Raw genomic sequence first — 21,434 nt, 5'->3', positions numbered from 1 at the left:
AAGTTGTGATTGGATTGTTAAGATGTGGCGCAATGAGGTCAGACCTCTGCCTTTTTAACCCAAGGAGCCAGGATGAAACAGCCATTGAAACTGACGACTCGCCAGGGCGAACGGATAGCCGTCGTGGCGGGTTTGCGCACTCCCTTTGCCAAGCAGGCCACCGCCTTTCACGGCGTGCCTGCGGTGGATCTGGGCAAGCTGGTGGTGAGCGAGATGCTCGCTCGCACCGATCTCGATCCCAAGCTCATCGACCAGCTGGTGTTCGGCCAGGTGGTACAGATGCCGGAAGCCCCCAACATTGCCCGCGAGATCGTGCTCGGCACCGGCATGAGTGTCAGCACCGATGCCTATAGCGTGTCGCGCGCCTGCGCCACCAGTTTCCAGGCCGTCGCCAACGTCACCGAATCCATCATGGCCGGCACGGTGGATATCGCCATCGCCGGCGGTGCCGACTCCTCGTCCGTGCTGCCCATCGGGGTCAGCAAGAAGCTGGCCCGCGCCCTGGTGGATCTCAACAAGGCGCGCAATCTGCAGCAGCGCTTCAATATCCTGCGCCAGTTGCGGGTCAAGGATCTGCTTCCGGTGCCGCCCGCCGTGGCCGAGTACTCCACCGGTCTCTCCATGGGGCAGACCGCCGAGCAGATGGCCAAGAGCCACCAGATCAGCCGCGAGGCGCAAGATGCGCTGGCGCACCGCTCCCATACCCTGGCTGCGCAGGCCTGGGCCGATGGCAAGTTGAGTGGCGAGGTGTTTACCGCCCACGTGCCTCCCTACAAGGTGCCGCTGGAGCGAGACAACAACATCCGCGAAAGCTCTGATCTGGCGAGCTATGCCAAGCTCAAACCGGTGTTTGACCGGATGCACGGCTCCGTTACTGCCGCCAACGCCACTCCACTCACCGACGGCGCTGCCGCCGTGCTGCTGATGCGCGAAGGGCGGGCCCGCGAGCTTGGCCTCGAGCCACTCGGCTACATCCGCAGTTTCGCGTTTTCTGCCATCGACGTGTGGCAGGACATGCTGATGGGCCCCTCCTATGCCACGCCGCTGGCGCTGGACCGTGCCGGCATCACCCTTGGGGATCTGACCCTCATCGACATGCACGAAGCGTTTGCCGCCCAGACGCTGGCCAACCTCAAGATGTTTGCAAGCGCCGAATTTGCCCGCGACAAGCTGGGCCGGGATCAGGCCATCGGCGAGGTGGACATGGAGAAGTTCAACGTGCTCGGCGGCTCTTTGGCCTTTGGTCACCCCTTTGCCGCCACCGGGGCGCGCATGATCACCCAGACCCTGCATGAACTGCGGCGCCGGGGTGGGGGATTGGGGCTCAACACCGCCTGTGCGGCGGGTGGGCTGGGTGTGGCCATGGTGCTGGAGGTGGAATGATGAGTGCCAAGACTTTTTCTCTGGATATTCGCAAAGACGGCATCGGCATCCTCACCATGGATGTGCCCGGTGAGAGCATGAACACCCTGAAGGCCTCCTTTGCGGACGAGATCCGCACTCTGCTGGCCGAGGTAAAAGGGAACGGGGATCTGATCGGCCTGGTGATCGTCTCCGGCAAGAAGGACTCCTTCGTCGCCGGGGCCGACATCGCCATGCTGGCGGCCTGCACCAGCGCCCAGGATGCCGAAGCGCTGTCCCGGGCCGGACAGGAGGTGTTCGCCGAGATCGAAGCCCTGGGGATCCCGGTGATCGCCGCCATTCACGGCCCCTGCCTTGGCGGCGGGCTGGAGCTGGCGCTCGCCTGTCATGGCCGGGTGGTGACCGATCACGGTAAAACCGTGCTGGGCCTGCCGGAAGTGCAGCTCGGCCTGCTGCCGGGCTCCGGCGGAACCCAGCGCCTGCCGCGCCTCATCGGGGTGGCCAAGGCACTGGATCTGATGCTGACCGGCAAGCAGGTGCGGGCCAAACAGGCCAGGAAGCTCGGGCTGGTGGATGACATGGTGCCCCCGTCCATTTTGCTGGAGGCCGCCATCAAGCTTGCCAAGAAGGGCAAGCCGCGCCACCACCTGAAACGGGATCTGCAGGGCAAGGTGCTGGAGACCAACAAATTTGGTCGCAAGGTGCTGTTCGATCAGGCCCGCAAGGGGGTCAAGGCCAAGACCCGGGGCAACTACCCGGCGCCGGAGCGTATCATCGAGGTGGTGCGCATCGGCGTGGAGGAGGGGATGCAGGCCGGCCTGCTGGCCGAAGCCCGCCACTTCGGCGAGCTGGTGATGACGCCGGAATCCGCCGCCCTGCGCTCCCTCTTCTTCGCCACCACGGAGATGAAGAAAGAGGTGAGCTATCAGGGGGCCGAGCCGCGCAAGGTGGGTCATGCCGCCGTGCTGGGGGGCGGCCTGATGGGGGGCGGTATCGCCTTCGTCACCGCCACCAAGGCGGGGGTACCGGTGCGGATCAAGGATGTGGCGAGCGCCGGCATCGGCAATGCCATGCGTTACAGCTACGACCTCCTCGCGAGGAAGCTCAAGCGTCGCCAACTGCTGCGCAGCGAGCTGGAGAAACAGATGAGCCTGCTCACCGGCACCCTGGACTATTCCGGTTTCCACCGGGTGGACATGGTGGTGGAAGCGGTATTCGAGGACATCAACCTCAAGCACCAGATGGTGCAGGACGTGGAGCGCGAGTGCGGCGAGCACACCGTGTTTGCCTCCAACACCTCCTCCCTGCCCATCCACCAGATCGCCTCGGCGGCGACGCATCCGGAGCGGGTGGTGGGGCTGCACTACTTCAGCCCGGTGGACAAGATGCCGCTCGCCGAGATCATTCCCCACGCGGGTACCAGTGCCGAGACGGTGGCCACCACCCTGGCCTTCGCCCGGGCCCAGGGCAAGACCCCCATCGTAGTGAAGGACGAGGCGGGCTTCTACGTCAACCGTATCCTGGCGCCCTACATGAACGAGGCGGCGCGCCTGGTGCTGGAAGGGGAGCCGGTGGAGGTACTGGACGGCGCTCTGCTCGACTTCGGTTTCCCGGTCGGCCCCATCACCCTGCTGGACGAGGTGGGGATCGACGTGGGGGCCAAGATCTCCCCCATCCTCGAAAAAGAGCTGGGTGGCGAGCAGTTCCAGGCGCCCAAGGCCTTTGACAAGCTGCTGGAGGACGATCGCAAGGGGCGCAAGAACGGCAAGGGCTTCTATCTCTATGGCAAGGCGGCCCCGCGCAACAAGCTCACCGGCAAGGAGGGCAAGAAGACGGTGGACGCGAGCGTCTACGACGTGCTGGGCGTCAAGCCCCAGGCCAAGCTTGCCAGGCAGGAGATCGCCGAGCGCTGCGTGCTGTTGATGCTCAACGAAGCAGCCATGGCCCTGGATGGCGGCGTGGTGGCCTCGGCCCGGGATGGCGACATCGGCGCCATCTTCGGTATCGGCTTCCCTCCCTTCCTGGGCGGTCCGTTCCGCTACATGGACAGCCTCGGCATCGACTATCTGGTGGGGCGTCTTGAGCACCATCAGAAGCGCTTTGGCGACCGCTTCGCCCCCTGTGCGCGGCTGAAAGCGATGGCGGCGGAACAGCAGACCTTCTACTGATGGCTCTCGACGGCATGCATCGAGCGAGGCGACCCCAAGGTCGCCTCGCTTTTTGTTGGGCGTACCTTTCCGGTTTGGGGCGGGGGCGCGAAGAAAAACGGGGCGGGGAGGGGTAAAACCTTGATCTGGCGCAAACTGGTGCCCCATTTATTACTTTGGTGGCATAGGACTCAGGCGCGGGTTGAGGTCAAATAGTCTTATCAGGAACGGGGGCGACCCCGTCACGAAAGGGACACCCATTTCACTGGATGAAGGACACACTATGAGTCTGCTTGAACACACCATCTGGACTGTATTGGGGTATGGGGCCATGCCCTTTATCTTCCTGAGCGGGTTCGTGGCAGTGGCAGTGACCTGCTGCCTGCTGCTCAATGCCTTCGGGGTCAAGTCCGCCGAGAAGTGAGTCACTCTCGTTCATGCCGCCAAATGCCAGTCTCACGACTGGCATTTGTTTTTTGTGTCTTCTGAAGCACTTGCCCGCCCCTGATGGGGTAAAGGGAGCGCAAGACGGTCGAACCCGGCGGCCATTTTGATTACACTGACGCCCGGCATGTCCGCCCCCTTCTCTTTTATCAGGTATTCACGACTTCTATGGCGCTCAAGGCAACCATCTTCAAGGCCCAGATCAGCTTGTCTGACATGGATCGCAATCTCTATCAGGACTTCTCCCTCACCCTGGCCCGTCACCCCTCCGAGACCGACGAGCGCATGATGATCCGCCTCGCGGCCTTCGCCTGGCATGCCGCCGAGCGGCTGGAGTTCACCAAGGGGCTCTCAGCCGACGACGAGCCCGAGCTCTGGTGCAAGAACTACTCCGACGAGATTGAACTCTGGATTGAGCTGGGTCAGCCGGACGAGCGCCGTCTCAAGAAGGCATGCAACCGCTCTCGCCAGGTGGTGCTCTACCTCTATGGCGGTCGTGGCACCAGCGTCTGGTGGAAGCAGAACCAGGGCAAGCTCGGTCTGCACGACAACCTGAGCGTCATCGAACTCTCCGACAGCCAGACCTTGCCCCTGGCGGCCATGGTGGAGCGCACCATGCAGCTCACCTGTACCATCTCCGACGGCCAGCTCTGGGTCAGCAACGGCAGCCAGGAGGTGACGCTGGACCCCGTGGTGCTGATGGGACGCCCGGCCCGCGAACTGTAAACGGGATACCCATGTTCAGCGCCCTGCTCAATATCGTCATTCCCGTGTTTGCGGTGGTGTGCCTTGGCGCCCTCTATGGACGGCTGCGACCGGGCGGGGCCCTGGGTTATGTCAACCGGGCCAATATCGAGCTCTTTACCCCGGCGCTGGTCTTCTCGGCCCTGGTGAAATACCCCCTGGATCTCGCGGCGCACCTGCCCCTTGTGGGGGCCGGTGCCCTGGTGATCCTGCTGCCCGGCTTGCTGTTCTCCCTGCTCAAACTCAAGGAGATAGAGCGGGCCGCGCTGATCCTGCCCGCCATGTTTCGCAACACCGGCAACCTCGGCATTCCGCTGATGGTGCTCGCCTTTGGCGAGCAGCAGCTCGGCGCCATCGTCATCCTCTTTGTGCTCTCCAACCTGCTCCACTTCTCGGTGGGCATGTTCATCCTCTCCGCCAGCAGCTCCCGCTGGCTCTGGCTGAGAAGCCCCGTGCTCTGGGCCGCCTTCGCCGGGCTGCTGGTGGCCAACCTGCATATCCCGCTGCCGGAATACCTGGTGACGAGCGCCTCCCTGCTCGGCCAGATAGCGGTGCCCCTGATGCTGTTTGCCTTAGGCATCCGGCTGATGGAGGGGGAGCTGGGTCATCTGGGGCTGGCCCTCAAGTGCAACCTGCTCTATCTGCTGGCGGGGGGACTCTCCCTGGGGCTCGCCGTCTGGCTGCTGCCCCTGGAGCCTGCCTGGATCCCGCTGCTGACACTCTCGGTGGCACTGCCCCCGGCGGTATTGAATTACATCCTGTGCGAGCAGTACCAGTGCCAGCCCGACAAGGTGGCCAGCATCGTGCTCGGCGGCAATGCGCTCTCTGTGGTGGTGATCCCCCTTGCGGTGTGGTTGGCGCTGCATCTGGGGAGTTGACCCTGCTCTGTCTTCCTCTTCAAGGACGCCCGATGGCGTCCTTTTTATTGCCATCGTGCATGTCCGATGTTGTTTTGCTCATCGAGTACAGCCGAGCTTGCTCGCGTATCTGACAAGGTCTTGAAGCCGGTTTAGCCGGATAAGGCAGAGAGTGGAAGGGGGAGAAAGGGAATAAAAAAGGTTCATCGCGGCTTTCCGGGGAAGGCCGCCTTGATTTTCAGAAAAAAGTATTCTGAGTCCCTAAATCCATATGCCATACGCTTTATCACTTTGATCTTGTTGTTCACCCCTTCCAGCACACTCGTGTGCATCGGGTAGTTTGCACTCGCCAGGATCCCCCGCATATATTTCGATAAATTTCGACCAAATCGTTGCAGCGGCGCTAGCCCGCTTTCCTTCACCTGCCGCATCCAGCTCCGCCATCGTCGCCATCCTTCCCACACGCTCGGCGCATACCAGATGCCCTTCAACCCCTCTTTCAGCACGTACACCATCGCCAGCGGTTGATTCGCCGCCAACAGCTCCTGCAACTTCACATCCTGTTTTTCACTCAACTTCGCCCGATTACGTAGCAGCAACCAACGCGCACTTTTGACCACTTTTCGCGCCGGTTTATCGCTTTTCAGTGCATTCGCCTGCTCCACTCGCACCCGGTCCACCACCTCTCGGCCATAGCGAGCCACCACGTGGAACAGGTCGTAGACCACCTCCGCCTGCGGGCAGTGTTGCTTCACCTCCAGGTCGAACGCCGTGTTCATGTCCATCGCCACCGCTTCAATCTGCTGGCATCGCTCGCCGAGCTGCTCGAAGAAGGGACGGATAGCGGCCCGGCTGTTGCCGTGCCCCACCCACAGGACGCGGGTTCGCTCGGCATCCATGATCACGGTGGCATAGCGGTGTCCCTTGTGCAGGGCAAACTCATCCATCACCAGCCGCCGCACCTCCCCAAGTTCGATGGTGCCCACACTGGTCTGCAAACGGCGCTTGTCGATCTCCTTGATGGTGTGCCAACCGACCCCGGTGAGCTGGCTGACATGGCGGATGGGGAGGTACTGAACGAGCGCTTCAATCCAGCACTGCATGCGCCGGGTGAGGCGGGAGCCAGAGGGGAGCCAGTCGATATGTTCACTGACGCGACCACAGCGCAGACAGTCGACGCGGCGAACAGGCAGTTGTAACCAGACTTGTCGGTCAAATAGGTCTCGCTCACGCACCCGGCGGATACGTTGGTCGTGGATCAATGGCGTGGGTTGCAGGCATCGGCGACAACGGGGCAACAGGTCGGCGCGAGGCTCAAGGGTAAACAGGGTGTGATGGTTGGCAGAAAGCGCTTGGGCGATGACGGTATAACCTGGCCAGAAGGAGGCAATATCAATATGATGCACGGCGACAGCAGGGTGATGGTGGTGGTGTGTTTGGAGACAGCCAGTTTACCAGCACCCTGTCTGTCAACTTCCACTTCCCCAAGATCCCGCGAAGAACCATAAAAAAGGGCGGCCTTGGCCGCCCTGTTTATTGATGGGGAGCAGGTTGCACCTGGCCATCCTTGCGCAGTTGGGTATAGAGACCAAACCCCGCCAGCAGGCCGGCGAGGGCCAGCAGCCACCAGATGGCGGTGGCGGGGCGGCTGCCCGCATCCCCCAGCATAAAGCCGATGAGCAGGTTGCCAATGAGCGCCATGCAGCCCCCGGCGCTGGCATAGAAGCCGTAGTAGCTGCCGAGCTGCTCAGGGGGGGCGTAGCGGGGCAGTTGGGCGGCGAAGAGCGGGAAGCTGAGGATGGAGCCCAGGGAGAGCAGGGCCACCTGCGTCAACACGCCTGCCGTCGGCCAGGGGGCCAGCAGGGGCAGGGCGAGATAGCTCAAGCCCATCATGCCTATCCCCAGCCCCATGGCGAGCGGTACTCCCAGGCGGCGCTCCACCAGGCGGGAGGCCGGGAGCTGGAGCACGACACCGATCACCGCCGAGAGGGTGAAGACGCCGCCGAGCAGGTGGGTGGCGTCCGGCAGGCTCTGGATATGGGCGGGGAGGGCGAGATAGAGCTGGTGGAACAGGATCTGGTAGCTGCCTGCCAGCAGGGTGAACCCCATGAAGGGGCGCTGGCGCACTATCTCCCCCCATTGGCGCAAGATGGCGCCACGGGGGCTCTGGTTGCTCACCGGGCGTTTGGGCAGCACCCGGTATTGCAGCACTCCGAGCAGGGCGAAGAGGCTCGCCGCCAGGATCCCCGTCAGGGTATAGCTCTGTTGGGTCAAGGTGAGGCCGACCAGGGGGCCAAGCAGCATGCCCGCCTCGCTGGCCAGATTGTGCAGGGCGAAGGCGCGCTGACGCTGGCTCGGGTTGTGGCATTCGCTGGCAAGGTAGGCCTGGGCGCAGGGGGTGAAAAGAGCCCCCGCAAAGCCGGTGAGGGCGGCGGCCAGCAGCACGAAGCCCAAGGATCGTACCAGGCAGCCCCAGACGATGGCGGGATGGTAGCCGATGCGATCTCCAAGGGTACCGCCCAACAGGAAGAGCCCCTGCTGGCTGAATACCCGCATCCCCATGACGAGGCCACAGGCCCAGCCGGCCAGGCCCAGCCCGCTGCCCATGTGCTGGGCGAGGAAGGGCATCATCATGTAGAAGCCGAGGTTGAAGGCGAGCCCATTGGTGATGAGCAGGCGGGCGGCCGGGCTCATGCCCTGCCAGTCCCGCCAGTAGGAGGCGCCGTTCATGGTCGCCTCCCGCCAGCGCGTGGGGAGGTGGTCGCCGGGGTGGTGCAGCACTGTGTCATGATGTCTTTCGCAGGGTTCTGAGGAAGGGGATGCCGTGCTGATCGTGGCTTATCTCCACCGGCACCTGGTAGAGGCGCTCGATGAGGGCCGCGTCGAGCACCCGGGCGGGGGGGCCGAAGGCCTGCAGATCTCCCCCTGCCAGCACGATCAGCTGATCGGCAAACTGGGCGGCCAGGTTGAGATCGTGCAGCACCACCAGGGTGATCCACTGCTGCTCCCGGGTCTGCTGGCACAGGTGCTCCATCAGTTGCATCTGGTGGTGCAGGTCCAATGCGCTGACCGGCTCGTCCAGCATCATGATGCGGGGGTCGCGCAGCAGCACCTGGGCGAAGAGCACCATCTGCCGCTGGCCGCCGCTCAGGGAGTAGAGGGGGCGATCCGCCAGATGGGCGATGCCGAGCGCCTGCAGGGCACGGCCGGCGGCCAGGATGTCCTCGTCCGCGAGGCGCATGGAGAGGCTGTCGAGGCGCCCCAGCACCACCACCTCGATGACGCTGAGATCCAGCTCCAGCTGGATGTTCTGGGGCATGTAGCCAAACTGCTGGCGCCACCTGGCCTGCGTCATCTGGCGGGCACTCTGGTCCCCGAGGCGAATGTCGCCACTGTCCGGGGTCAGTTCACCAAAGAGGGTGCGCATCAAGGAGGTCTTGCCGGTCCCGTTCGGGCCGATGATCACATGGACCTGACCCGGATGCAGAGTGAGGCTGAGATCCCGCAGCAAGGTCTGCTGGCCGAGGGAGAGGGAGAGTCGGGATATTTCAAGCACGTTTACGCCCCCTGCCGAGGATCAACCAGATGAAGAAGGGCACGCCAATGAGCGCGGTGACGATGCCGATGGGGAACAGGGCCCCCGGAATGATGGACTTGGAGAGCACCGAGGCCGCCGAGAGCATGCAGGCGCCGCACAGGGCGGAGAGGGGGATCAAAAAGCGCTGATCTTCCCCCACCAGCATGCGGGCGATATGGGGGGCCACCAGGCCGACGAAGCCGATCACGCCGACGAAGCTGGTGGCGGTGGCGGTGAGCAGGGCGACCAGCACCAGGGTCTTCATGCGCAGTCTGTCGACATTGACCCCGAGGCTGCGGGCGCGGGCTTCCCCGAGGCGCAGGCTGGTGAGGGCCCAGGCGTCACGGTAGATGAGCAGGGTGCAGATCAGGGTGACGACGGCGGTGATGATCAGGGAGTCCCAGGTGGTGCGCATCAGGCTGCCAAACAGCCAGAACAGGATCTGCTGGTTGAGCTCGGGGGAGGAGAGGAACTGCAGCAGGGAGAGCAGGGACTGGAACAGGAACAGCAGGGCGATGCCCGCCAGGATCAGGGTCTGACTGCTGACATGGCGCATCATGGCCAGACCAAACAGCAGGCAGGCGGCAAACATGCACACAATGAAGGCACCGGCAGGGATGGCCACCAGGGGAGGAAGCCCGAGGCCGCCGGTGTAGAGGGCCAGCGCCGCGCCAAGGCCCGCCGCCGCCGCGAGCCCGAGGGTATAGGGACTGGCGAGGGGGTTGTCTAGCAGGGTCTGCATCTGCACACCGCCAAGACCGAGGGAGGCACCGACCACCAGAGCCATGAGGGCGATGGGCAGGCGCATGTCGTGGACGATGGTGCGGGTCATGGGATCGGCCTGGGCGGGGGCGATCAAGGCATCGATCACGTCGTGCAGGGCCAGCAGGGAGGGGCCGGTGGCGATGTCGAGCACCAGGGTAATGCACAGGACCAAGGCGAGCAGCAGGAGCCAGTGCCAGCGACGGCGCTCCCGTTGCCGCTGCCGGGCGAGGGTCTGCTGCAGGGCAGCCAAATCATTCATGGTGACAATCCTGAAACGGGCGCCACAAGAGGCGCCCACGAAGGTTGAAGGTTAAAGAGCGATAGCGAAGGTGCCGTCTGCCTTGACCGGCAGATAGCGCCGATAGAAGTCGAGGTAGTTGGCAAGCGGATCCATCTCCTTGAACAGGCTCGGATAGAGCGCCTTGGCCATGAACTGGACCATGGTGTAATCGAGCAGCGTGCGGGAGGCGCCCTGGTAAATCCCATAGATGCGCTTTTCCTTCACCGCTGGCAGGTTCGCCCAACCTTTACGCTCGGTAAAGGCCTGGAGCCGTGCCCGAGCGAGCGCGGGATTGACACCCTGGCCCAGCAGCACGGCGGTGGGGTTCTGGGTGGATTCAGTGCCGGTGAGGAAGATGACCTCGGGTTTGGAGACCAGAACCTGCTCGGGGTTCATGGGGCCGTACCATTCCACAAAGGGGGCGGCGATGTTGTCGCCGCCAGCCAGGTGGCCGAGCGGACCCCACATGCCCTTGCCATAGCTGAAGCCATATTCGTCAGGCCCCTTGTTGCCAAACTCCACGTAGAAACGGGGCTTGGGCAGATTGGCTGCGGCGATCCGGCCATGTACTTCGTCGATGGCATGCTGGTACTCGTCTGCGAGCTGGCGAGCGCGAGGCTCGGTGCCCGCAATCTTGCCGAGCAGCAAGGTACTGGCCTTGTGATTGGCGGGGAGTTCCATGTTGTAGTCCACGACCACCACGGGCAGACCGGCCTGTTCGAGACGGGCCACGTCCTGGCCAAGACCTTTGTATTGCCAGTCGGCCAGGACGACGACGTCGGGTTTGAGGGCGAGCACTTTTTCCACCGAGAAGGTCTGCACTTCTACCTCGCCTACGTCGGCTATCTCCTTGAGAGAGGGGCGATGGGCGGTAAAGAGGGACCAGTTGGCAGGACGCCAGCCTTCCCAGGCCTCGCGGGAGATGCCGACGACCCGATCGAAGGCCTGTTCGCCACCGACGGCCATGTAGTCTTCAAAGTAAAATGCGAGCACTACCCGCTTGGCGGGGAGATCGACCTGGACTTCCCGTCCCAGCACATCTGTCAGGGTTTCAACTTTCGCCTGTGCGGTGCCAAACAAGCAGCAAAGGCTTGCCAGCACCAGGCTGGCATAGCGGGAGAAAAGTGTCATCTGCGTGTGAACTCCATCTTGTCTTGTGGTTTTTTGTCGTTTTTGTCACCGGCAACCTGAGGTCGCCGGTGGGTTCTCCACCGGGTGGAGGAGGGAATGAGCCGGAGAGACCCCGGCTGACACTCAGTGCGCGTTGTGCTGATGAATGCCCAGCATGAAGGTGCCCTGGGGACGGATGGGCAGGTAGTGCTGGTAGAACGCCTGATAGGTGGCCAGGGGGTCGAGATCCTGGAAGAGGTCCGGATAGAGGGCCTTGGCCATGAACTCGATGAGGGCGGCATCCATGATGCTGCGGGTGGCGCCGTGATAGACCGCGTAGAGGCGACCCTGCTTCACCGCAGGCAGCTCGCTCCAGCCCGGACGGGCGGCAAAGCCTTGCAGACGCTGGCGCACGGTCTCTTCCGACACATCCTGGCCGACCTGCATGGCGACGGCACTGCTCACGCTCTCGTAGCCAGCCATCAGGATCACCTCGGGCTTGCTCGCCAGCAGTTGTTCCGGGTGGATGGGGCCCCAGCGATCGACGAAGGGGGCGGCCACGTTGTTGCCACCGGCCAGCAGGGCCATGGCGCCCCACATGTCCTTGCCATAGGTGTAGCTGTACTCGGCCGGGCCCTTGTCACCCAGCTCGATGTAGACCCGGGGCGGCGTGCGCTTCGCGGCGGCGATGCGGGAGGTGATGGTGTCAATCTTGGCCTTGTACTCGTCGGCCATCTTCCGGGCGCGGGCCTCCTGGCCGGTCAGCTTGCCAAGCAGCAGGGTGCTCGCCATGTGCTGTGTCAGGGTCTGGGCGTTGTAGTCGATGACCACCACCGGGATCCCCGCCTGTTCAAGGCGTGGCAGGTCGGCGCTCAGGGCCTCATATTGCCACTTCGCCAGGATCACCAGGTCGGGCTTGACTGCCAGGGTCTTCTCGATGGAGAAGCTCTGATCCTGCACGTTGCCAAGGTCGGGGACCTTGGCCAGTTGTGGCTGGCTGGCCACATAGAGCGACCAGATGGCGGGACGGGACTTCATGAACCAGCCCAGGGACATGCCCACCAGGCGTTCGGCCCCGCCTTCACCGGCCACCGCCAGGTAATCTTCGGGATAGAAACCGAGCACGATACGGTTTGCCGGAAGGCTGAGGGAGACCTTGCGGCCCATCACATCTTCCACTTCAACGGGGGGGGCGGCCTGCGCCATCCAGCTCACCAGGACGAGCTGGCCGAGCAGCAGCAACTTTGCCAGGGGGTGACGAAACATCTTGTAGCACCTCGAGAATAGAGACGGTCAAAAAAGAAAGTGAGAACTATTGCCATTCGCGAGCGCAAAAGCAACAAACGTTTGTGTCATCCCCTCTCTTGTTATTTCTGTCATTACTGGAACCGGTTCCACAAGAGCACCAGGAGAGCGTTCCACCCCCGGTTTTCTGCCTTCTCGGGCCACGAAGGGAGTGGCGCCCGGTATGGCGCCCATGGATTTGCCCATGATCCAGTGTCTGTGAGTGGCGCTGTTCACGAAATGGTACCGGGCAGAGGCCTGCGTAATGCTCACCCGTCTGCCCCGGAGCCGATGTCGCTCCCTGACAGAGGCCGCCAGCAGGGGCTGGGGGGCGACAACTTCCTGCGCAGCGATGGCAGACACTGCCCATTCGGGTATTGCCCGTCACCTTGGCGCAACATTTTGTTGTCATTGTTAGCCAGCTCGCAGCAGCCCCGGCGCCGACGGGGCAGAGTGGGCGCGCAGTTTCGGCCGGGGGCTGACATGCCTCCCGTTGATGGCTGCATCCAAGGTGCTGCGGCCCGCCTTGTGCGGGGCGCCAATAACATGATCTGCAAATAAAAAAGGAAACTGACCATGTCAGGAAGACACTCTCTGGTGGCGCTGGCCGTCGGGCTGGCGCTCGCTGGACAGGCACAGGCGCAACTGCTTATCACCGAATACCTGGAAGGGTCCGGCAACAACAAGGCGGTGGAGCTGAGCAACCTCGGCAGCGACCTCGTCGATCTCTCCCAATACCGGCTGGCCCTCTACGCCAACGGCAAACCCATCAGCGAATCCCCCACCAACAGCCTGGCGCTGCAAGGCACCCTGGCCCCGGGCGCCAGTCTGGTGCTGGCCAACCCCTCCGCAAATGCCGAGATCCTGGCCAAGGCCAATCAGACCAGCGGCAACCTGGTGTTCAACGGCGACGATGCCCTGGTGCTCTATCGCGGCAGCGAGATAGTGGACAGCGTCGGCCAGGTGGGGGTGGATCCGGGCACGGCCTGGGTGTCGGGGAGCGTCTCGACCCTGGACATGACCCTGCGCCGCAAGGCCACCGTCACCATGGGCCGGACCGATGCAACCGCCCCCTTCGATCCGGCGCTGGAATACGTGGCCGCCCCGAAGGATGACGCCAGTGGTCTGGGGTGCAGTGGCGATGGCCCCTGCGATGGCACCCAGCCGCCCGCTTTCGTCTGCCCGGTGGAGAGCCTGGTGCCGGTGCCCGTCATTCAGGGCCCGGGCAGCAGCAGCCCGCTGGTGCCGGCCGGCAAGTTTGAATCGGAACAGGCTTATGCCACCCGCGGCGTGGTAACCCAGGTAGTGAGCGGCCTCTACAAGGGCTTCTTCATTCAGGACGAGCAGGGGGACGGCGATCCGGCCACCTCCGACGGCCTCTTCGTTTACACCACCAAGGCCAACGCTGCCGTCGTGCCGGGGGCCGAGGTGTGCGTTTCGGGCAAGGTGAAGGAGTATTTCAACCAGACCCAGATCAATGCCGACGAGCTGGTGGTGACCCGGCCGCAAGGGGCCATCCCGGCTGCGGTGGATCTGCTGCCGGTGGCGGGGGAGGGCCTGAGCCAGCTGCTGGAGCGTCACGAGGGGATGCAGGTACGGCTGGTGCCGGGCTCCAGCCTGGTGGTGACCCGCAACTTCAGCTTCGATTACGACGGCAAGCGCAACAACCTGGTGCTCTCTTATGGCGCGCCGCTCATCAAGTCGACCCAGAAATTTGCCGCCATGAGCCAGGAGGCGAGCGACTGGGCCCTTCGCAACCAGCAGAACCAGCTGGTGGTGGAGACCGACGCCAAGGCGCCGGACGGCGTGCTGCCCTGGTTCCCCGGCTTCAACGCCGAGGACGGTTACCTGCGCATCGGCGACAAGCTCAACGGGCTGGAGGGGGCGCTTGGCTACTCCTACAACCTGTTCCGGCTGGTGGCCAGCAACCGCATCGACGCGAGCCAGATTGATCACAGCGGCTGGGATCGGGTGGAAACGCCGGAACTTGCCGAGGCGGGGGATCTGCGGGTCGCCAGCTTCAACGTGCTCAACTTCTTCACCACGGTCGTGGGGGGCGATGCCAACCCCACCGGCAGCAACCGGGGCGCCCTGACGGTGGCGGAGTTCGAGCTGCAGCGCACCAAGATCGTCAGCGCCATCACCCGCCTCAATGCCGATGTGGTGGGGCTGATGGAGATCGAGAACAACGGCTACGGCGACAACTCCGCCATCGCCAATCTGGTTGCGGCCTTGAACGCTGCCCAGCCGGATGAGGCGGATCACTACCGCTGGATTGCCTCGCCGGATGGCAAGCCCATTGGCACCGACGCCATCACGGTGGGGCTCATCTACCGACCCGCCAGCGTGACGCCAGAAGGGGCCGCCGGCCTCATCGCGCTGCCGGTGCAGCAGGCCGAGGCGGTGGACGCCAGCGGCAAGCCGGTGACCATCAATCAGGGGATGCGCGAGTCGCTGGTGCAGCGCTTCAGCTCGCCCAAGGGGGATGCGCCCCTGACCCTGGTGGTCAACCACCTCAAGTCCAAGGGCTCCGCCTGCTTCGAGGATTACCCCGACTACGCCACTGCCGATCCGCTGGATGGCCAGGGCCACTGCAACGCGCTGCGGGTCTCTGCCGCCAAGGTGCTGGGGGAGCAGCTCAAGGATCTGGCCGGGGATCTGCTGCTCATCGGCGACATGAACGCCTATGGCATGGAGGATCCCATTCGGGTGCTGACCGACTATGATCCGGCCGCCCAGGCGCGCCAGATCATGAGCGCCTCCTTCACCACTCTGGCGGGTCAGCCCTTTGAGGAGAGCGGCAGCGCCCTGGGCAAGGGGTATGGGTTTGTGAACCTCAACACCCGCTTCCACGGCACCGACACCTACTCCTACAGCTACGAAGGGGAGCTCGGCAACCTGGATCACGCCCTGGCAAACCCGAGTCTCGCGGCCAAGGTGATCGGCATCGAGGATTGGCACATCAACTCCGCCGAGAGCAACTTCTTCGAGTACGGCAGCAAGTACAGCGGCCAGCTGGCGAAATCCGAAGGCCCCTTCAGCGCCTCGGATCACGATCCCGTGCTGGTGGCCATCCAGTATCCGCTGCCGCCCGCCGGGGTATTGAGCCTCGAGAGCGCCGCTGCAAACGTGGAGGAGGGCAACACTCTGGTCTTGAGCGTGGCGCGCCGTGACGGCAGCCATGGGGAGGCGAGCGTGAGTTATCGCATCGTCCATGGCAGCGCGGACGCAAGCGACGTGGCGCCCCTCACCGGTACCCTGCACTGGGCTGCCGGGCAGAGCGAGCCCCAGACCATCAGCATCCCGGTGAAGAGCGACACCCTGCACGAGGGGGACGAGACCTTTACCCTGGAGCTGTTTGATGCGAGCGGCGCGACCCTGGGGGATCAGCACCAGACCCTGGTGACCATCAAGGACAAGCTGGCGCCGTCCACCATCTCGCTGGCTCAGGCCAGTATCACGGTGAACGAGGGGCAGTGGTTTGCCGAGATCCCCCTGGTGCGAAGCGGCGATCTCAGCAAGCCAGCCCGGGCCCGGGTGGCCCTTGACGGGGTCACGGCGCGCTGGGGGCTGGATTTCCTGCCCTGGTTCGGTCAGTCGGTGAGCTGGGCCGCGGGCGAGGGGGGCAGCAAGTCGGTCAAGGTGCTGATCATCGATGACTGGTTCGTCGAGCCCACCGAGCAGTTCAGGGTGAGCCTCGATCGGGTGGAAGGGGGCCAGCCCGGCGCCTTGCAGCAGACCCGGGTCGACATTCTGGACAACGACAAGTCCTGGTGGCCCTTCGGTCGCCACTGAGGATGATTGAGCAACAAGAAGGGGCCTGCGGGCCCCTTTCTTAGTTGGGAAGACGTTTGTTGGGAAGACTTGTTGCAGACAGGTTGGGTTGCGAAGATGAAAAAGGCCCACCATCGTGGTGGGCCTTCCTCATGGCAGGGCGCTCCTAACGGAGTATCAACCCTGCGCGTTGCTCAGTACCAGCTTGCCATCCTTGACCGGAATGGTGGGGCCGGGTTGCTTCTCCATGCGTACCACCCCTTCCTGGCCGGCGAGGCGGTAGGTGACGTCATAGCCGATGGTGCGGGTGCTGCTCTCCTGCACCGTCTTGCAGCGCTGCTCCGTGGTGGTGTAGGTATCACCGGCCTGCATGTTGCCCTGCACCTGATTCCCGGCATAACCCCCTGCCACGGCACCGGCGGCGGTGGCCACCTTCTTGTCGCTGCCACCGCCAAACTGGTGGCCGACCACGCCGCCCAGGGCCGCGCCAACCACGGTACCCAGGATCTTGTGCTCGTCCTGCACCGGCTTGCGGTGGGTCAGGGTGACGTTGCGGCACTCCTGACGCGGCGTCTTGATGGTCTCGGTCACCGGCTTGCTGGCCAGCACCTCGGCAAACTGGGGCTCTGATGAAAACAGGGATCCGCTGGCGACCGCCGACAATGCCAGCGCAGAGGCCACACCGATCCCGACACCTGCCAACATGGATTTGTTCATCACTCTTCTCCTTGTACTCATACCCGTTGAGGGCTTGGGATCATTCTTGGCATTTTGCGCCGCAGGCTCAAGGCAAGGGCCACGGGATCGCGACAGGGGCTGACTGCGCAAAAAATGACCGCACAAAAATAGCGTCGGCGATTGGCGACAAAGAAGAGACCTATGTGGAGGGATTGAGGTTGACGGGTTGCGGCAACATGGGTTGATAACTGCCCAGTGCGCCCATGTCCAGGATGGTGTAGTCCGCCAGAACCGGCGTGGCAGGGTCACGCTTGAGGCTCAGTTTGAGGGTGTCCAGCATGAGCGTCTCCAGCGCAAGGCGGTACTCCATGAACTCGGCTTCGGTCAGCCGAAGCCGGGCGGTGATGAGATAGGCCTGACGATCGCGGGGCGTCAGGTGCTGGACGCGTGCCTGCAATCCTTCGATGACTTGATTCTTGAAGCGCAGGGGGAAGCGGGCCGAGTCCCTAAATGCCACGTGCCGGGGCACCAGCAGACGAAAGCTGAGTCCGCTCTGCAGCGCCACGAGTCCGAGCTGCTCGAGCTCGCGCAGATACAGATAAAGCGAGGGGGCATTGAGCCCGAAGTGCTGGCACAGCGCATCGGGATCCGTGCCCTGTTGCAGGATCTGCAGCAACAGGCTGTAGAGCTCGGGGCGCTGGCAGAAGGCGGCATCCTGCTGCGGCGTGAAGTGGACGACGCTTGCGGCCAACTGCTCTGCCTCCGTCAGGATCTGGGAGAGGGGAACGCCGAGGAGCGTGGCAATCGCCAGCATGCGGTCCAGAGTGAAGGGTTGAGTCTGATTGAGCAGTCGTTTGACACTGGCTTCCGACATGTTCAACTCTCCCGCCAGCGCCTTGTACGAGATGCCGGCGCGCTTGAGGTGGCGCTTGAACAACTGGCACATGGCGTGATCGATGCTTTCTCTGTCCCGAGGGAGGGTCCTCTCTCTATCCATTTGGTATCTCCTGGTGACCATTCATTTGTATTTATGGCCTTGATGTGGTCTTGGCGTGATGCTTTGCTCTCTTTTAGCACAGGAGAGGTAGTCATGTATCGCGATCAGATGAGGGGCGGTGTTCAGTGGATAGACAGGAGTGAGCACAGCCTGTGGGTGAGTGGGGGGCTCAGGGGACTGGCGCTGCCCCCCGTAGTCAACGTACTGGCGTGCCTTCTGGTTTGTCTGATGTTTGTGCTGGCGGCATTGATTTGAGGCTCGTTCATGCTCCCGTGGCAAGGTGGTCGGTGGGGCATGTGTCATCTCTTCACCACCCTAAGACGTTTCGCTAATACCTGGGCTCGGCCCCCCTTGATACCCTTTCATCCGGTTCCCGCCGGCGTCCTGGCTCCGTATAAGGGCGCAATGCCGGTCGTGGTGAACCGCGAGAGCCACCCCGTTTTGTGCCCCTGTGAGGAAGGATCCGATGACAGAGCAGAACATGTACGACGCCGGCCTTGGCAAGACGCCCGCCAATTTCGAGGCGCTGACCCCCTTGATCTTTCTGGGGCGGGCAGCCCGGGTCTATCCCGACTATCCGGCGCTGATCCACGGCCCCCTGCGCCAGAGCTGGGCCCAGACCGAGCGGCGTTGCCGCCAGCTCGCCTCGGCCCTGCGCCGTCGCGGCATTGGCGAGGGGGACACCGTCTCCATCGTCGCCCCCAATGTGCCGGCCATGTTCGAGGCGCACTTCGGGGTGCCCATGAGCGGCGCCGTGCTCAACACCATCAACACCCGGCTCGATGCGGACGCCATGGCCTTCATCTTTCAGCACGCCCAGAGCAAGGTGGTGCTGGTGGACCGGGAGTTCGGCGCAGTGGTGCGAAAGGCGCTCTCTCTCATTGACAGCCAGCCCCTGGTGATCGCCATCGACGATCCCCTCTACCGGGAAGGGGAGCTGGTCGGCGAGCTCGACTACGAGGGGTTCATCGCCCTGGGGGACGGGGACGAACCCGGCTGGCTGCCGGTGGACGAGTGGCAGGCCATTTCCCTCAACTACACCTCCGGCACCACGGGGAACCCCAAGGGGGTGGTCTATCACCATCGCGGCGCCCACCTCAATGCGGTCAACAATGCCCTCTCCTGGGAGCTGCCCAAGCACCCCGTCTACCTCTGGACCCTGCCGATGTTTCACTGCAATGGCTGGTGCTTCCCCTGGACCCTGGCGGCCACCGCCGGGGTGAGCGTCTGTCTGCGCCACGTGCAGGCGGCGGCCATCTACGGGGCGCTGCGCGAACACAAGGTGAGCCATTTCTGCGCCGCCCCCATCGTGCTCAATATGCTGAACAATGCCGATCCGGCCCTCAAACAGGGACTCGAACACCCCGTCAAGGCGATGACGGCGGGGGCAGCGCCGCCCGCCACCGTGATCGCCGGCATGGAGGCCATGGGGATCGCCGTGACCCATGTCTATGGCCTCACCGAAACCTATGGCCCCTGCGTGGTGTGCGAGCCGCAAAGACGCTGGCAGGGGCAGGATGCCACCACGCTCTCCCGTCTCAAGGCGCGCCAGGGGGTGGCCTCCCCCCTGCAAGGGGAGATGCGGGTCATCAACCCCGTCAGCGGCGAGCCGGTCCCCATGGATGGCAAAACCCTGGGAGAGATAGTGCTGCGGGGCAACATCGTCATGAAGGGCTACCTCAAGAACTCGGCGGCGAGCGAAGAGGCGATGGCACAGGGATGGTTTCGAAGCGGGGATCTCGCGGTCTGGCACCCGGACGGCTATGTGGAGATCAAGGACAGATCCAAGGACATCATCATCTCCGGCGGGGAGAACATCTCCAGCCTGGAGGTGGAGGACGTGCTCTATCGCCACCCCGATGTGGAAGAAGCCGCGGTGATCGCCATGCCGGACGAGACCTGGGGGGAGGTGCCCTGCGCCTTCGTCAAGCTCAAGGAGGGGCGCGAGCTCACCCAGGCCGAGCTCATTGCGTTCTGCCGCGAGCAGATGGCCCACTTCAAGGCCCCCAAGCGCATCATCTTCACCCCGCTGCCCAAGACCTCCACCGGCAAGGTGCAAAAATTCATGCTGCGCAAGCAGTTGGCGTGACGACAAAGGCGCCGCGCCATCAACGGGCCTGCGGGCCCGTTTTGTGTTGCGTGATGCAAAGAAGCAGAGCCTCGCCGGTAGCGGTCGCCAGCCAACAAGACGTGCCTTTCGAGCCCGTCCCGGCTTACCATGGCCGCCATGTCCCGCCAGCCTGAGGATGACTGTGAGAAAATCGGACCGACTGTTTCAACTGACCAACCTGCTGCGGGCGCATCAACCCCTGACCGCCCGGGATCTGGCGACGCGCCTGTGCGTGTCGGAGCGCACCATCTACCGCTATATCGACGATCTCTCTTTGGCGGGCATTCCGGTTTACGGGGAAGCCGGGCTGGGCTATCGGCTGAGCGAGGGGTTCGAGATGGCCCCGTTGCAACTGAGCGCGGCCGAGCTGGAGGCCCTCATCACCGGGGTGAACCTGGTGGCGGTGCTGACGGGCAAGGGGATGGCCGATCCGGCCCGCGCCCTGCTCGCCAAGATTGAGGCGGCCCTGCCCGCCAAGGAGGCTCGGGCACCTCGCGTCCCCGTGGTCCGGGTGCCGGACTATTCCACGGCGCACCCGGCATACGCTCGCTGGGACAGGTTGCACGACGCCATCACGGCCGGTCACTGGCTGCACATTGGCTACCGGGATGCCAGCGCCAGCAGGACGGAACGCCAGCTCTTTCCCCTCGGGCTCTTCTACTGGGGCGGATGCTGGACGCTCGGCGCCTGGTGTGCGCTGCGCCGGGCCTACCGGGATTTCAGGGTGGATCGCATCGACACCCTGGCGTCGTGCCGACCGGGAGAAGGGGCGCCATCTGGCGCGACCCTGGCCGATTACCTTGCCCTGCGCCAGTCGGACGCGTTTCCCCCTGGGCGCAGTGGCGCCGAAAAGGTCATTCAGGACTGACACAAGGCTGTCAGTAGCCCTTCGTTATGCTGGGTTCTCCAGACCATCCACAACGGAGAAAACGAGATGATCATCAAGGGTGACATGCAAGAGGCAGGGGGCGTCGAATTTGCTACCTTCAGGCTCAGGGAAGGGGTGACGGAGGCTGATTTGCTCGCCCTGTCACGGCGGGTCGAGTCCGAGTTTCTTGTCCAGCAATCCGGGCTCATCATGCACTGCCTGCTGCGCGGCGCCGACGGCCTCTATGCGGACGTGGTGATGGCCCCCAGCCAGTCGCTGGTGGAAGCCTACTGCCAGCAGTGGCTGCACAACGACGTGGCAGGGGAGTACCTGACCCTGCTTGACCATGACTCGGTCAACATGAGCTTCTGGACCCGTATCGGCTGAGGGCGGCGCGGGGCCTGCCATCCCCCGACGAGGTGGCAATCATGAAATGA

General features: G+C 63.8%; 17 protein-coding genes. 9 read left to right on the top strand and 8 right to left on the bottom strand.

Annotated elements, in window-relative coordinates:
- Positions 1-72 precede the first annotated feature (72 nt).
- The 5 genes from fadI (at position 73) to C2U30_RS03305 (ending at position 5,575) form a co-directional block, all read left to right on the top strand.
- Positions 73-1,383, top strand: coding sequence for an acetyl-CoA C-acyltransferase FadI (gene fadI / locus C2U30_RS03325; RefSeq protein WP_103243166.1), 1,311 nt, complete (start codon positions 73-75; stop codon positions 1,381-1,383).
- Entirely contained in the window at positions 1,383-3,530 is a 2,148-nt protein-coding gene (gene fadJ / locus C2U30_RS03320; RefSeq protein WP_103244636.1) for a fatty acid oxidation complex subunit alpha FadJ, read from the top strand. Before fadI ends, fadJ begins: the two co-directional genes overlap by 1 nt.
- A gap of 262 nt (positions 3,531-3,792) precedes the next feature.
- Complete coding sequence (locus C2U30_RS03315; protein ID WP_010674670.1) at positions 3,793-3,933, top strand: TIGR02808 family protein; 141 nt, start codon at positions 3,793-3,795, stop codon at positions 3,931-3,933.
- Between the two features lie 188 nt (positions 3,934-4,121).
- Positions 4,122-4,679 carry a YaeQ family protein gene (locus C2U30_RS03310; RefSeq protein WP_010674671.1) on the top strand — a complete coding sequence of 186 codons (558 nt, stop codon included), beginning with the start codon at positions 4,122-4,124 and terminating at the stop codon, positions 4,677-4,679.
- An 11-nt stretch (positions 4,680-4,690) separates the two neighbouring features.
- Positions 4,691-5,575: an AEC family transporter gene (locus C2U30_RS03305; protein WP_103243165.1), complete on the top strand. Its 885-nt coding sequence runs from the start codon at positions 4,691-4,693 to the stop codon at positions 5,573-5,575.
- Between the two features lie 182 nt (positions 5,576-5,757).
- On the opposite strand, the gene C2U30_RS03300 is transcribed toward C2U30_RS03305, so the two are convergent.
- The 6 genes from C2U30_RS03300 to C2U30_RS03275 form a co-directional block, all read right to left on the bottom strand.
- Complete coding sequence (locus tag C2U30_RS03300) at positions 5,758-6,960, bottom strand: ISL3-like element ISAeme19 family transposase (protein WP_076611394.1); 1,203 nt, start codon at positions 6,958-6,960, stop codon at positions 5,758-5,760.
- A gap of 127 nt (positions 6,961-7,087) precedes the next feature.
- A complete protein-coding gene (locus C2U30_RS03295) occupies positions 7,088-8,284 on the bottom strand; it encodes an MFS transporter (protein ID WP_103243164.1) in 1,197 nt (398 codons plus the stop codon).
- A 55-nt stretch (positions 8,285-8,339) separates the two neighbouring features.
- Complete coding sequence (locus C2U30_RS03290; protein WP_010674674.1) at positions 8,340-9,110, bottom strand: ABC transporter ATP-binding protein; 771 nt, start codon at positions 9,108-9,110, stop codon at positions 8,340-8,342.
- The gene (locus tag C2U30_RS03285; RefSeq protein ID WP_103243163.1) at positions 9,103-10,155 is read right to left on the bottom strand and encodes a FecCD family ABC transporter permease; all 1,053 of its coding nucleotides are present in this window, start codon (positions 10,153-10,155) and stop codon (positions 9,103-9,105) included. The genes C2U30_RS03290 and C2U30_RS03285 overlap by 8 nt, the downstream gene beginning before the upstream one ends.
- Positions 10,156-10,206: 51 nt before the next feature.
- Complete coding sequence (locus C2U30_RS03280) at positions 10,207-11,307, bottom strand: ABC transporter substrate-binding protein (RefSeq protein WP_103243162.1); 1,101 nt, start codon at positions 11,305-11,307, stop codon at positions 10,207-10,209.
- Positions 11,308-11,430: 123 nt separating this feature from the next.
- Positions 11,431-12,552 (bottom strand): ABC transporter substrate-binding protein, encoded by a 1,122-nt coding sequence (locus C2U30_RS03275; RefSeq protein WP_103243161.1) that lies wholly within the window; start codon positions 12,550-12,552, stop codon positions 11,431-11,433.
- Between the two features lie 594 nt (positions 12,553-13,146).
- On the opposite strand from C2U30_RS03275, the gene C2U30_RS03270 reads away from it, so the two are divergent.
- Positions 13,147-16,365 carry an ExeM/NucH family extracellular endonuclease gene (locus C2U30_RS03270; protein WP_103243160.1) on the top strand — a complete coding sequence of 1,073 codons (3,219 nt, stop codon included), beginning with the start codon at positions 13,147-13,149 and terminating at the stop codon, positions 16,363-16,365.
- A gap of 156 nt (positions 16,366-16,521) precedes the next feature.
- On the opposite strand, the gene C2U30_RS03265 is transcribed toward C2U30_RS03270, so the two are convergent.
- Entirely contained in the window at positions 16,522-17,061 is a 540-nt protein-coding gene (locus tag C2U30_RS03265) for a glycine zipper 2TM domain-containing protein (protein ID WP_103243159.1), read from the bottom strand.
- Positions 17,062-17,221: 160 nt separating this feature from the next.
- Positions 17,222-18,019, bottom strand: a complete 798-nt coding sequence (locus C2U30_RS03260; protein WP_158654831.1) for a helix-turn-helix domain-containing protein — start codon at positions 18,017-18,019, stop codon at positions 17,222-17,224.
- 466 nt (positions 18,020-18,485) lie between these two features.
- Between C2U30_RS03260 and C2U30_RS03255 the strand changes: the two genes are divergently transcribed.
- The 3 genes from C2U30_RS03255 (at position 18,486) to C2U30_RS03245 (ending at position 21,384) form a co-directional block, all read left to right on the top strand.
- Positions 18,486-20,108 (top strand): acyl-CoA synthetase, encoded by a 1,623-nt coding sequence (locus tag C2U30_RS03255; RefSeq protein WP_103243157.1) that lies wholly within the window; start codon positions 18,486-18,488, stop codon positions 20,106-20,108.
- A 190-nt stretch (positions 20,109-20,298) separates the two neighbouring features.
- Entirely contained in the window at positions 20,299-20,997 is a 699-nt protein-coding gene (locus tag C2U30_RS03250; RefSeq protein ID WP_176722663.1) for a helix-turn-helix transcriptional regulator, read from the top strand.
- A gap of 66 nt (positions 20,998-21,063) precedes the next feature.
- Positions 21,064-21,384 carry a hypothetical protein gene (locus C2U30_RS03245; protein WP_042863838.1) on the top strand — a complete coding sequence of 107 codons (321 nt, stop codon included), beginning with the start codon at positions 21,064-21,066 and terminating at the stop codon, positions 21,382-21,384.
- Positions 21,385-21,434 lie beyond the last annotated feature (50 nt).

This window comes from Aeromonas sp. ASNIH5 (assembly GCF_002902865.1).
Classification (GTDB): Bacteria; Pseudomonadota; Gammaproteobacteria; order Enterobacterales; family Aeromonadaceae; genus Aeromonas; species Aeromonas caviae.
This window is presented reverse-complemented; position numbering and strand designations above follow the sequence as displayed.